This is a genomic window from Rhizobium sp. CRRU65, assembly GCF_048551595.1.
GTDB lineage: Bacteria > Pseudomonadota > Alphaproteobacteria > Rhizobiales > Rhizobiaceae > Rhizobium > Rhizobium leguminosarum_J.
Window position 1 is genome coordinate 1 of the sequence record NZ_JBLYZH010000023.1, and the last position, 13,281, is coordinate 13,281.

Annotated in this window: 7 protein-coding genes and 1 pseudogene; 5 read left to right on the forward strand and 3 right to left on the reverse strand. The window is 61.1% G+C overall.

Features of this window, described 5'->3' with window-relative positions; genetic code table 11:
- Positions 1–562 (reverse strand): annotated as a pseudogene (locus ACM5SV_RS32725) (DNA translocase FtsK); the annotation flags it as partial.
- 276 nt (positions 563–838) lie between these two features.
- A complete protein-coding gene (gene polA / locus ACM5SV_RS32730; protein WP_222015044.1) occupies positions 839–3,838 on the reverse strand; it encodes a DNA polymerase I in 3,000 nt (999 codons plus the stop codon).
- 544 nt (positions 3,839–4,382) lie between these two features.
- Between polA and ACM5SV_RS32735 the strand changes: the two genes are divergently transcribed.
- On the forward strand, positions 4,383–4,799 hold the full coding sequence (locus tag ACM5SV_RS32735; RefSeq protein ID WP_003544385.1) for a MarR family winged helix-turn-helix transcriptional regulator: 417 nt from the start codon (positions 4,383–4,385) through the stop codon (positions 4,797–4,799).
- Between the two features lie 118 nt (positions 4,800–4,917).
- Here ACM5SV_RS32735 and ACM5SV_RS32740 read toward each other — a convergent pair whose 3' ends face one another.
- Positions 4,918–7,257, reverse strand: a complete 2,340-nt coding sequence (locus ACM5SV_RS32740) for an EAL domain-containing protein (protein WP_222015043.1) — start codon at positions 7,255–7,257, stop codon at positions 4,918–4,920.
- A 213-nt stretch (positions 7,258–7,470) separates the two neighbouring features.
- On the opposite strand from ACM5SV_RS32740, the gene ACM5SV_RS32745 reads away from it, so the two are divergent.
- From ACM5SV_RS32745 to ACM5SV_RS32760, 4 genes are all read left to right on the forward strand, one after another.
- Entirely contained in the window at positions 7,471–8,859 is a 1,389-nt protein-coding gene (locus ACM5SV_RS32745; RefSeq protein WP_222015040.1) for a dipeptidase, read from the forward strand.
- A 389-nt stretch (positions 8,860–9,248) separates the two neighbouring features.
- Positions 9,249–9,911 carry an SH3 domain-containing protein gene (locus ACM5SV_RS32750; protein ID WP_221974875.1) on the forward strand — a complete coding sequence of 221 codons (663 nt, stop codon included), beginning with the start codon at positions 9,249–9,251 and terminating at the stop codon, positions 9,909–9,911.
- Positions 9,912–10,453: 542 nt separating this feature from the next.
- Positions 10,454–10,675: a hypothetical protein gene (locus tag ACM5SV_RS32755; RefSeq protein ID WP_222015039.1), complete on the forward strand. Its 222-nt coding sequence runs from the start codon at positions 10,454–10,456 to the stop codon at positions 10,673–10,675.
- 211 nt (positions 10,676–10,886) lie between these two features.
- Positions 10,887–13,226 carry a transglycosylase domain-containing protein gene (locus ACM5SV_RS32760; RefSeq protein ID WP_222015038.1) on the forward strand — a complete coding sequence of 780 codons (2,340 nt, stop codon included), beginning with the start codon at positions 10,887–10,889 and terminating at the stop codon, positions 13,224–13,226.
- Positions 13,227–13,281: the final 55 nt, after the last annotated feature.

Below are 13,281 nucleotides of genomic sequence, written 5' to 3' on the forward strand. Positions count from 1 at the left end.
GGCGGGAGACGACGGGAGCGGGGGCAGGCCGGCCGGGGCGCCATTCCATGATCCGGAACAGCGAGGTGATCGATTCGGGCGAGGTCTCGGTCTTCGGGAACGATATCAGCGGCGGCGCGCGAACCGGCTCGGCCTCTTCGAAGGCCATGACTTCCCAGAAGGCGAAATCCGAAATGGAGGAAAGCTCGGCGCTGGCACGGAAAGCCGGCGCGCCGGGCTCGTCAAGCAAAGGTGACTGCTGCAGCTCGATCCTGTGCGGTGCTGCGGAAATTTCGTCCGGCTCCGGCAGATAGATATCGAACGGCACGTCGACGGCAACCGGCTCTATCCGAATCGCCTGCTGTCCAATCTGCGAATCATCGCGAACCGCCTCATTCGGCGCGCGCCGCTTGCTGATCAGCGTTTCCGGCGTGCGGGTGAAACGGACATTTGGCGCGAGGGAAAAGTTGCTCTGCCAGATGGGTGCCGCCGGCTTCTCCCCTGGGTTTTCCTCCGGAAGGTCCGTTTCAATCTCGCTGGAAAAATCTCCGGCATCCGTCAAATTGGTTCTGGGAAAACGCATGCGTCCGCTACTCACTCATGCTTTGCAAATTACGACCCTACCGGGATAGAAAAGGAAGGTTAATAAGTTCCTTCCTGCCGTATCGATCCGATACGACTCCGGGAGATAAATCGTTGCAGTTTCAATTAGTTCTGGCGGCGAGAAAAATCTTTGCGATTTTTGGGAAGGCGCTCTGAAGCGCGTCGCAATCTTTCAGATTCGCTGCTGGCGCTTTAGGCTTTATTTCCACGCATGTCGTTATCGCAAAAACCGCTGCGCACTTTTGCGCGACAGGCTTTAGTGCGCCTCGTCCCAATTGGTGGCGGCGCGGGCATCAACCCTCAACGGCACGCGCATTTCCAGCGCCGGCATGGTGGCGTTTTCCATGACCGAGACGATGACCGGCATCGCCTTTTCGACATCCTCATCCTCAACCTCGAAGATGAGTTCGTCGTGCACCTGCAGCAGCATGCGGACGCGATCGGCAAGGCCGACTTCAACAAGCGCCGGCTCTATCTTGATCATCGCCCGGCGGATGACGTCGGCAGCCGAGCCCTGGATCGGCGCGTTGATGGCCGCACGCTCGTTGAAGGCGCGCACGGATGGATTGGACGAGCGGATTTCGGGATAGTTGATGCGGCGACCGAAGATCGTCTCGACATAACCCTTGTCGCGCGCCATGGCCTTTCGGCTTTCCATATAATCGCGGATGCCGGGGAAACGCTCGAAATACTTCTTGATGTAGTCGCCGGCTTCCGAACGCTCGATCGAAAGCTGATTGGCAAGCCCGAAGGCCGAGATGCCGTAGATGATGCCGAAATTGATCGCCTTGGCGCGGCGGCGCACCTCGCCCGGCATGCCTTCCACCGGCACGCCGAACATTTCCGACGCCGTCATGGCGTGGATGTCGACGCCATCTTCGAAGGCCTTGGTCAGCTGCGGGATCTCGGCCACATGGGCAAGCACGCGCAGTTCGATCTGGCTGTAGTCGGCGGAGATCAGCTTGTGGCCAGGCGTCGAGATGAAGGCGGTGCGGATCTTGCGGCCTTCTGCGGTTCGCACCGGAATATTCTGCAGGTTCGGCTCGGACGAGGACAGGCGCCCCGTAGTGGTCGATGCCAGCGAGTAGGAGGTGTGGACCCGCTTCGTCTCGGGGTGAACGTAACCCGGAAGCGCGTCGGTATAGGTGGATTTCAGCTTGGTGACCTGGCGCCAGTCGACGATCTTGCGCGGCAATTCGAAACCGGCGGCGGCCAAATCCTCGAGCACCTGCGCGGAGGTGGACCATTGGCCTGTTTTCGTCTTGCTGCCGCCGGCAAGGCCCATCTTGCCGAACAGGATATCGCCCAGCTGCTTCGGCGAGCCGATATTGAAACGCTCGCCGGCCAGCACGTAGATCTCGTCCTCCAGCCTTGCTGCACTCTGAGCCAGCTCGCCGGAGAGCCGCGACAGGATCTGCCGGTCAACGGTGATGCCGCGCGCTTCCATGCGTGCCAGTACGGGCAATAGCGGCCGCTCCAGCCGTTCATAGACGCTGGTCAGCCCTGCCGCCGCCAGCCGTGGCTTCAGCACCAGCCAGAGGCGCAGCGTGACGTCGGCATCTTCAGCGGCATAGTGGGTGGCGCGGTCGATATCGACCAGATCGAAGGTGACGTTCGCCTTGCCGCTGCCCGCCACGTCCTTGTAGGGGATCGGCGTATGGCCGAGGAATTTTTCCGAGAGCGGGTCCATGCCATGCGCGCCAGTGCCGGCGTCGAGCACGTAGGAGATCAGCATCGTGTCGTCGAAACTCCTGGTCTCGATGCCGTAGCGCTTCATCAGCAGGTAATCGTATTTCAGGTTCTGGGCGACCTTGAGAACCGATTCGTCTTCCAGCAATGCCTTCAGCCGTGGCAGGGCATCGCCCATCGGGATCTGGTTTTCGGCAAGGCCGCCGCCGAGCAGATCGCCGACGCCGTTCTTGTGGACGAGCGGCACATAGGCGGCGCGGATCTTCGTGCCGGTGGGATCGGCCGTATTGTCGGCGATCGCCAGCGAGAAGCCGACGAGCTCGGCCTGCATCGCATCCAGCGAGGTGGTCTCGGTATCGAAAGCAACGAGGCCGGTGGCGCGCGCATCGGCAATCCAGCGGTCGAGCGTCGCCAGATCGCGGATCGTAACATAGGCCGAATGATCGAAGGGCAGCGCCGCAAAGGCCTCGGCCCGCGCCTTGGCAAGATCGGCGGGCGAAAAGGCGCCCTCGACAGTGGTCTTCGCCTTCGTGCGCGGCGGCACAGGCACGGATTCGCCCGAGACGTCGGGGATGCCGCCGGCAACAGGCTCGGTCTCGGCCGCATCGAGATCCGGGCCGCGGGCAGCCTCACCCCATTCGATGCGGACGATCGCCGGTTCGATGGCACTCGCATCGCAATCGCAGGCCTCGGCGACGCGGCGCGTCAGCGTGGTGAATTCCATCGTCTTGAGGAAGCCGATCAGCTTCGGGCCGTTCTGCGGTTCCAGCACCAGCGCGTCTAGATCAAGATCGAGCGGCACATCGGTGCGCAGCCGCACGAGGTCGCGCGAGAGCCTAGCCATGTCGATATTGGCGAGGATCGTCTCGCGGCGCTTGACCTGCTTGATCTCGGTGGCGCGTTCGAGCAGGGTGTCGAGATCGCCGTATTCCTCGAGCAGCTGGGCGGCGGTTTTCGGGCCGATGCCAGGAATGCCGGGAACATTGTCGACGGAATCACCGGTCATCGCCTGCAGGTCGATCATCTTTTCCGGCGGCACGCCCCATTTCTCGATGACATCGGGAATGCCGATCTGCTTGTCTTTCATGCTGTCATACATGTGGACATTGGGGCTGACGAGCTGCATCAGATCCTTGTCGGAGGAGACGACGGTGACATCGGCGCCGGTCGCTTCGGCCTGGCGGGCATAAGTGGCGATGATGTCGTCGGCCTCGAAGCCTTCGGTCTCGATGCAGGGCAGATTAAAGGCGCGGGTCGCCTCTCTTATAAGGCCGAATTGCGGGATGAGCTCTTCCGGCGGGGCGGAGCGGTTCGCCTTGTAGGCGTCGTAGAGATCCTTGCGAAACGTCTTGGCGGAATAGTCGAAAATGACGGCAAGATGTGTCGGCGTGACGCCGACATCAGTATTGCGCGCATCCCTCAGCAGTTTCCACAGCATGTTGCAGAAACCGGACACGGCACCGATCGGCAGGCCGTCGGTCTTGCGGGTCAGCGGCGGCAATGCATGAAACGCCCGGAAGATGAATCCGGAACCATCGACTAGGAAGAGGTGATCGCCTTTTTTCATGCGTGCATGGATAGCGCGGGCATGGGACGAGGTCCATATGGAGTTCGGCATAAAGTTCGGCGCGCGAAAAGGATTATGCCGCTCGGAGCGTCACACGGCGCCGCGCGTCTTTTCGGACGTGTAAAGGACGCTGAGCACTTGGCTTTGCTGCATAATTTTATCCTTCCATCGATTCCGATCTCAGGAATTGTGCGGCAGGAATTCCGGCTCACCAAACTGTTACCGATTTGTAACGATCGCCCTCCCTTGAAAAACCACATTCTGAGCCGCAAATCCATGTCACCGGCGCTTGATCGCGTCGCGGGTCTGATTACCGGCTTGTCCCCCGCCGCGTCAGGCTTGGACAAAGGCCTTATCCCCCTCTCCGGGCCTTTGTCCCCACTTTAAAGTCGCCATGGCCAACCTCCAGGCCATGGCGACTTTTGTTTTTCCAGGCACTCGCAATTATCATCACGGCTTGCATGTTTAGGAGCATCGTATGCGATTTGTTGCATTGTCTCCGGCATGGTTTTGAGCCTAATTTGCAATCATGGGATTTAACCGCATGGATTCGGGAGCCTACCTTGCCAGCCAGCTGGCGAAGGGTTTTGCCCGCTCGCTGCACCAGCGCGCGGTCGGGCTCGGTTTTTCTCCGGGCCAGTTCCCCATTCTGCTGGAACTCTGGGCCGAGGACGGGCTGACCCAGAAACAGCTTCTCGAGCGAGTCGATATCGAGCAGGCGACCATGGCCAATACGCTTTCGCGCATGGTCCGCGACGGGCTGATCGAGCGCCGGCCGCATCCATCCGACAAGCGGGCGCAACTGCTCTTCCTGACGCCGAGGGCGCGCGCCATGGAGGCCGAGGCGATTGAGACCGCGCGTGAGGCCGATCTTGCGCTGTTTAAAGGTTTCCGGGTTTTCGAACGCGAGCTGACGCTTGAATATATCCGCCGGCTTCTGGAAAACGCCAAGGCGCTCTGACCACTGCATAATTCCTTAAATCGGAATCGACAGCGTCCTTTGCGCGTCTGAAAAGACGCGCGGCGCTGTAAGATCACTCGCCAGCACCCTGTGCGCGTCGCAGCGACGGCACGCCGGTTTAGATCTGCGCGGTCAGCACGTTTTCGCGGGCGGCAAGCTTGATGCTCGGCTCGATATCCGGCTTGCCGAGTAAAAGGCCCTGTACTTGCGTGCAGCCTTCCTCGACGACGATCCGGCGCTGCATCTCGGTTTCCACGCCCTCCGTCACGACAGGCATGCCGAGGCTATGACCAAGGCCGATGATGGCGCGCACGATCGAGCGCGCCGCCGCATCATGTTCCAGCACGCCGGTGAAACTGCGGTCGACCTTGATCTTGTCGAAAGGGAATGAACGCAGGTTGGAAAGCGAGGAAAAACCGGTGCCGAAATCATCCATGACGATGTGCACACCGAGCTTGTGCAGCCGCAGCAGCGTCGTCATTACCCGGTCGCGATCGCGAATGAGGGCCGCCTCGGTGATCTCGAGCTCCAGCCGGCTGGGCGCAAGCCCGGTTTCGGCGAGAATCGCCTCGATCCGCTCGCAGAGGTTCGGCAGCATGAATTGCACCGGCGAGAGATTGACGGCGATCATCAACGGCAGCGGCCAGCGCACAGCCTCCCTGCAGGCCTGCTGCAACACCCATTCGCCGAGTTGGACGATCGAGCCGCTTTCCTCGGCGATCGGGATGAAGATATCGGGCTCGGTCAAGCCGTGACCTGGCCGGTTCCAGCGCATCAGGGCCTCGTAGCCACCGATCTCGCCGCTCAGCGCATCGAGGATCGGCTGATAGCTGACATGGATCTGGTTGCGGACGATCGCATGGCGCAGTTCGCTTTCGATCTGGCGGCGGTTCCGTGCCGCCTTATCCATTTCCGCGTCGAAGAAACAGACCTTGCCGCGACCGTCATGCTTGACGCGGTAGAGTGCAGTATCGGCATTGTTGCAGAGTTCTTCAGCAGCCATGCCATCCGCGGGATAGAGTGCGATGCCGACACTGACGCCGACGGCGGTCGGGTCACGTGCCGTGTCCATCTCGGCGGCGAATTCGCCGAGGATATCAGCCGCAAGCTTTTGCGCCGCCGCCGGCTGCTGCCCGGCGAGCTGAATGATGGCGAATTCATCGCCGCCGAGGCGGGCGATCGTATCGCTCTCATCGGCCACGCGGCGCAGGATCGAGGCGACCTTACGGAGAATGCGGTCGCCTTCAGAATGACCGAAGATATCGTTGACGGCCTTGAAGCGATCGAGGTCGAGATAGAAGAGGGCAACCTCGCTGTTCTTTCGTTCGGCCATCTGCAGTGCCTGCCGGATGCGGGTATCGAACAGCGACCTGTTCGGCAAATCGGTGAGCACGTCGTGGTGGGCGAGATGCTCGATCATCTCCTCGGCCTGCCTGCGCTCGGTGAGATCACGCACCGCCAGCACCTCACAATTATGCCCGCGATAGACGATCCTGCTCGTGGTCACTTCGACGGCGATCTCCCTGCCGTTCCTGGTGTTGAGCAGCGTCTCGCTGGGTCTGTTCTGCCCAGTCCCCTGAACAGCGGTCAAAACAGCCGAGGGCGCCTTACCGGCAAGACCGGCAAGCTTCCAGCCGGAAAGCCCCTGGAAGCGTTCATTGGCATCGATGATCCGGCCTTCCCGCAGAATCAGCAGCCCTTCCTGCGAGGCATTCGCGAGCCCCCTCAGATCCGTCAGGTGGCTTTCGACAAAGACCACGGCGAGCGCAATCAGAATGAGCATCGTTGCCGCCACCACGACGATCGCAGCAAGCAGGCTGGCGTCGAGCACCGTTGCCGGAACCTCTTTCCCGAGATCCGGCACGAGCGTGATGCTAGCCATCGAGATGAAATGGAGCGCGCAGATCGCAAGGACGAAAGTGATTGACGAGGCGAGGAGCCGCCGCAGTCCCTTCAATTGGAAAAAGGTGTGGAAGGCGGCGCTCGACAACAGCGCTCCTGCGAGAACCGCACTCAGCGTCATGAAGGGATCATAAAGGATGACCGCCTGCGTTTCGATCGCCTGCATGCCGGTCAGGTGCATGGAGGCGATGCCGAGCGCCATCAGGACCCCGCCGCGGATACGAGAAAACCTGCCGCGGCTTTCCGAAGCGACGAGGATCGCCGCCCACGAACCGACAACCGACAGGAGGAAAGAAAGCGTCGTCAGGCCCAGTTGGTAGCCGATCGGCATGCCGCCGTCATAGGCCAGCATCGCGATGAAGTGCGTTGCCCATACGCCGGTGCCAAAAGCGAAGGCCGAGGCGCCGATCCAGAGCTTGCGCCGCCCGGCATCGCATTCCTGGGCACGGGAAAGCAGCAGCATAGCCGCCATAGCGCCGACCAGGCAGACGGCGGCCGCCGCAAGCACCAGCCGCCAATCGTGGTTGTCCCGAATACATGTAATGACCGAAAACATCTGCCCCTCGCACAGCTGAATTCGGTCAGGCTATTTAGCTTGTGCTAAATAACGGTAAATTGAATTAGAATTCTCGTTTATATTATCCAGCAAATCTTCTTGATATTAGTCTATGCCCCGCCGGTCTTTCGCGCCGCCGATTTTTTGTTTTTCCGCCTCGCCTGCCTTTCTGGTTTGGTCTATCGTCCGGCCGAATTTCAAAAGGAGTCGAAAATGACCGATGTACGTCAGGTGCTTGCGCGCGCGGATCAGAACCTTCCATCGAGCCTCGACAAGCTGTTCGAGCTTCTGCGGATCCAGTCGATATCCACCGATCCCGCTTATAAAGCCGAATGCCGAAAGGCTGCGGAATGGCTCGTCGCTTATCTCGGGACGCTCGGCTTTATGGCCTCGGTGCGCGATACGCCAGGCCATCCGATGGTCGTCGCCCATCATGCTGGCGCGTCCGCCGATGCGCCGCATGTTCTCTTCTACGGCCATTACGACGTTCAGCCGGTCGACCCAATCGAACTCTGGGAAAACGACCCGTTCGAGCCATCGATCAAGGATGTCGGCGAGGGCCGCAAGATCCTGACCGGCCGTGGCACTTCCGACGACAAGGGCCAGTTGATGACCTTCGTCGAGGCTTGCCGCGCCTATAAGGAGATCAACGGCGCGCTTCCCTGCCGCGTCACCATTCTTTTCGAGGGCGAGGAGGAGTCCGGCTCGCCGTCGCTGAAGCCCTTCCTCGAAGCCAATGCCGCCGAGCTCAAGGCCGATTATGCGCTGGTCTGCGATACCGGCATGTGGGACCGCGACACGCCGGCGATCGCCGCAGCGCTGCGCGGCCTCGTCGGCGAGGAAGTGATCGTAACGGCGGCCGATCGCGACCTGCATTCCGGTCTGTTCGGCGGTGCGGCGGCCAATCCGATCCATATTCTCGTCGAGGCTCTTGCCGGTCTGCATGACGAGACGGGGCGCATCACGCTTGACGGCTTCTATGACGGTGTCGAGGAGACGCCTGACAACATCAAGGCGTCATGGGAAACGCTCGGCAAGACCGCGGAGAGCTTCCTCGGCGAAGTCGGCCTTTCGATTCCATCCGGCGAGAAGGGCCGCTCGGTGCTGGAACTCACCTGGGCGCGGCCGACTGCCGAAATCAACGGCATCTGGGGCGGCTATACCGGCGAAGGCTTCAAGACGGTGATCGCCGCCAAGGCTTCGGCCAAGGTTTCGTTCCGGCTTGTCGGCACGCAGGATCCAGCCGCCATTCGCGAGGCCTTCCGCAGCTATATCAGCGCGAAGATTCCCGCCGATTGCTCGGTCGAGTTCCATCCGCATGGCGGCTCGCCGGCGATCCATCTCTCCTATGATTCGCCGGTTCTGACCAAGGCGAAGAACGCGCTTTCCGACGAGTGGCCGAAACCCGCCATCGTCATCGGCATGGGCGGGTCGATCCCGATCGTCGGAGATTTCCAGAAGATGCTCGCTATGGAATCGCTGCTCGTCGGCTTCGGCCTCAGCGACGATCGCATCCACTCGCCGAACGAGAAATACGAGCTCGTCTCCTACCACAAGGGCATCCGCTCCTGGGTGCGGATTCTTCAGTCGCTCGCCACCTGAAGGAAAAGGCGCGGCTTCTATCAAGATGCGCCAAGCAAAGTCGCAAGAAAACAAAAAGGCCGGTTCGACCCGGCCTTTCGTCATCCGTTTACCTCAGTGCCAGTTCATCCGTGGTCAAAGAGCAAGCGGGTATTGCAATGAGATTGCCGCCGAAAGGTTAACGAAGCGTTAACAAAGCCGGAAGCGGCACGTACGGCTCCAAGGCGCTGACAGACATTTCGCCGTTCAAGCTGCGTTCATCGCGAGCGACATATAAGCCATTGAAAGATAAGGTGAATGATAGCCCCTTACACCTGCGGGCGATCGCTCTGTCTTTTGTTTCATTGGCATATGCCAAGGAAACGCGGCCAAGCGCTGCCTGAAAAACGTGCCAATAAGGACTGAGAAGCGTGAAAAATCTCTTTGTTAAAATCGCAGCCGCCGGCATGCTTATGCTGGCTCCCGCCATAGCGCAGGCTGCCGAGGGCTACTCGACGGCGAACGTCAACATGCGTGCCGGTCCGAGCACCCGTTATCCTGCCGTCGCGGTCATCCCGGCCGGTTCTTCCGTCGAGATCCGCGGATGCCTTTCCGACGTCAACTGGTGCGACGTCGAATTCTACGGCGGCCGCGGCTGGGTTTCCGGCCAGTACGTCCAGGCCCTCTACCAGCAGCGCCGCGTCTATGTCGGCCCGCAATATTACCGTCCGCTCGGCATTCCGATGATTCGCTTCAGCGTCGACAATTATTGGGACCGCTACTACCGCAACCGCGATTTCTATCGCGACCGTGACCGCTGGAGCCGCGGCCCGGATTATTACTACCGCGACCGCGACAATCGGGATCGCGATCGGGATAACCGGGATCGTGACCGGAACTGGCGCGGGCGGGATGGCGACCGAGATGGGCGCGACCGCGATCGTGACTGGCGCGACGACAATCAAAGAGGCGATCGGCAAAGGGACGATCGGCAAAGAGGTGAACGGCAGAGGGACGACCGGAGAGGCGATGATCGCAGGCCGGACCGCAGGGACTTTGATTGCCGCCCCGGCGATCCCTCCTGCGACGAATGAAACAGGAAGGGGACGGCAGCGCCGTCCTCTCTTGAGGTTTGCCAAGGGCAAACACCCAAGAAAAAGCCCGGCGCTCCCTTGGGAGGGATGCACCGGGCCTGATGTCGATCGGCGCGTGTTGAGGGGAGACGGCCGATCATTCGCGGGACGTGAGGGGTTGTCCCGCTTCTCCATAAACAATCACGAAGCCTATTGGTTCCGCCTTCTGCATAATTCCTTAAATCGGAATCGAATTTAAGGATAAAATTATCCAGCAATTCAAAATGTTACAGCGTCCCTTGCGCCTCTCGAAAAGACGCGCGGCGCGGTAGTGTATTCGTATCGCACGTAACTCACGCCACAGACTTCGGGTCTTTGTTTTCACGACGCGCGCCGCTTCGCCGGCGAGCGCAAGACAGGAAACGCGGGGGAAGCATCGATCCTCAGATACGGTCACCGACAATTTGATGTGAAGCCATCGCGAGGCTCTTGTTTTGCGGGATTCTTTATTGCAGTTTTGTGAAGTTGCGGATTGATCTTAATCCGTTCGAGGCTGGACCCTGATGACGCAAGACTACCTGGCTTTCTTCGGGCTTTTCGCCCCTCGGGCAGCCGCTACCGATGTTACCATTTGGCATAAACACAACCCACTCCTGCCTGTACGCCTTTCCGATGGGGCGAACCTCAACCCTTCCGGCCAGATCTGGCGCCGCTTTCATCTGGGCGAGTGGGAATACAAGCAGGACCCGGAAACGCTCGACGATTACGAGGCGCGGCAGTTCTGAAGGCCAATGCTATCGCCCGGCGCGATCTGCTTTGCTTTCCATTATTAACACCTCGTTAAATCGCCGCATTTACAGTTCAGTCGGATGATCCCGGCAGCACTCAAAGTGCTCCAGCGTCCTTTGCGCGCCTGAAAAGACGCGCGGCGCTGCAGAAGAGCGCCGTTATGCGAAGCTGGCTTCGCGATCGAACATGGGGTGTGACCGGTCCGCGATGGCAGGCAGAGGCAGATCAGGCGACAGAATAGAACCCTCCTTCAGCGGTCGGCCGGCGCGCGACGATGACGAATTCTCGCTCGATGCCGACGATCGCATCGCCGGAGGCCGATCTCAGCGCCGCGGCGGCTCGAAACCCCCGCCGCAACGCGCCGCCCCCCGGCGGCGGCGCGAGCCGCGGGAGCGTGAAGGCGGCGTTTTTTTCGGCTTCCTGCGCCGTGTGATCTACTGGTGCGTCGTGCTTTTCATCTGGGCCGGCATCGGCGTTGCCGGGCTTGTGGTCTATTATGGCTCGCGTATGCCGAGCGCCAGTACATGGGCGATCCCGGAGCGGCCGCCGAACGTCAAGATTACCGCTGTCGACGGCAGCGTTATCGCCAATCGCGGCGCCACCGGCGGCGAGGCGCTGTCGCTCGAAAACATGTCGCCCTATATTCCGGAAGCCGTCATCGCCATCGAGGATCGGCGTTTCTATTCGCATTTCGGCGTCGACCCGCTCGGCCTCGGCCGGGCGATCGTGACCAATCTCACGGCTGGCCACATGGTCCAGGGTGGCTCGACGCTGACGCAGCAGCTTGCCAAGAACCTCTTCCTCTCCCCCGAGAGAACGCTGGAACGCAAGGTGCAGGAAGTGCTGCTCTCGCTCTGGCTGGAGCAGAAATACACCAAGGACCAGATCCTTGCCATGTATCTCAACCGGGTGTTCTTCGGATCGAACGCCTATGGCGTCGAGGCCGCCTCGCGCCGCTACTTCAACAAATCGGCGCGTGACGTAAACCTCGGCGAGGCCGCGGTGCTGGCCGGTCTGCTCAAGGCGCCGTCGCGGCTTTCACCGGCCCGCGATGCCGATGCGGCGAATGCCCGCGCCCAGCTCGTGCTCGCGGCGATGCGCGAGCAGGGTTTCATCACCGATTCCGAGGTCAAGACGGCGATGTCGCAGACCCCGGCTTCGGCCAAGAGCTACTGGTCGGGCGCCGGGCACTATGTCGCCGACATGGTGATGGACGAGCTGCCGGGTCTGATCGGCGACGTCAAGGAAGACGTCATCGTCGATACGACCATCGACAAGTCGCTGGAAAAGAAGGCCGAGCAATCGCTGGTCGACGTACTAGACAAGGAGGGCGGCAAGCTCGACGCCTCGCAGGCGGCCCTCGTCTCGATCGACGGCACCGGCGCGATCCGAGCGCTCGTCGGCGGCAGGGATTATGCGACGAGCCAGTTCAACCGCGCCGTCAAGGCCAAACGCCAACCGGGTTCCTCGTTCAAGCCCTTCGTCTATGCCGCAGCACTCGAGAAGGGGCTGACGCCGTATTCGGTGTTCAACGACGCGCCGATCCGGATCGGCGACTGGACGCCCGAAAATTACGAAAAAAAATACAATGGCGAAGTGACGCTGGCGACCGCGCTTGCCAAATCGCTGAACACGGTGGCTGCGCAGCTGGTGATGTATGACGGGCCGGATCAGGTGATCAAGCTTGCCCACCGGCTCGGCATCGAAAGCGAGCTGCAGCCGAATGCCTCGATCGCGCTCGGCACGTCCGAAGTGTCGCTGATGGAACTCACCGCCTCCTATGCCGCCTTCATGAACGGCGGCTACAAGGCGACGCCGCACGTCATCCGCCGGGTGACGACGGCCGAGGGCAAGGTTCTCTACGAAAATACCTATGACAGCCCGCCGCGCGTGCTCTCCGAGCAGATCGTCGCCCAGATGGATACGATGATGATGGGCGTCATCGAGAGCGGCACCGGGAAAAGCGCCAAGATCCCCGGTTGGCAGGCGGCGGGAAAGACCGGCACGACGCAGAATTCGCGCGACGCGCTCTTCGTCGGTTTCACCAGCAACCTGACCACGGGCGTCTGGTTCGGCAATGACGACGGCAAGCCGATGAAGAAGGTGACCGGCGGCGGCTTGCCCGCCAAGGCCTGGAAGGAATTCATGATCGCCGCCCACAAGGGTCTTTCGCCGGCACCTCTCTTCGGCAACGGCCAGTTGATCGCCGATCCGAACAATGGTCAGCCAATGGCTGAGGCACCGGGCAATGGGCAGTTGGGCAGCGGGCAACCGATGACGGCCGAAGCGCCGCCTTCGACGATCGGCGGCATTATTTCCGGCGTCTTCGGCGGCGACGACAATGCAAACCGCTATCCGCAAGCGCCTGCCCGGCAGCAAGGGGCAAGCTCCGGCAATGGCGGCCCGGTTCCGCCCGCAGACATTGCCGAAGGCGGGGGTCCGAACTATGAGGGCATGGTTCCACCCGGCGATGTCGGGGGCGCGCAGACAACCTCTTCCGTCCAGCCGCGGCGCACGACGCTGCTCGATCTGATCATGGGCCAGTGAGATCTTTGCTGCATGTCCGGCACACGCCCGATGCTTTAAAGCGCGCCGTAATCTT

Excerpts from the sequence above, each read along its gene's own strand:
- polA (WP_222015044.1), bottom strand. The coding sequence starts at position 3,838 with ATGAAAAAAGGCGATCACCTCTTCCTAGTCGATGGTTCCGGATTCATC.
- ACM5SV_RS32735 (WP_003544385.1), top strand. The coding sequence starts at position 4,383 with ATGGATTCGGGAGCCTACCTTGCCAGCCAGCTGGCGAAGGGTTTTGCC.
- ACM5SV_RS32740 (WP_222015043.1), bottom strand. The coding sequence starts at position 7,257 with ATGTTTTCGGTCATTACATGTATTCGGGACAACCACGATTGGCGGCTG.
- ACM5SV_RS32745 (WP_222015040.1), top strand. The coding sequence starts at position 7,471 with ATGACCGATGTACGTCAGGTGCTTGCGCGCGCGGATCAGAACCTTCCA.
- ACM5SV_RS32755 (WP_222015039.1), top strand. The coding sequence starts at position 10,454 with ATGACGCAAGACTACCTGGCTTTCTTCGGGCTTTTCGCCCCTCGGGCA.
- ACM5SV_RS32760 (WP_222015038.1), top strand. The coding sequence starts at position 10,887 with ATGGCAGGCAGAGGCAGATCAGGCGACAGAATAGAACCCTCCTTCAGC.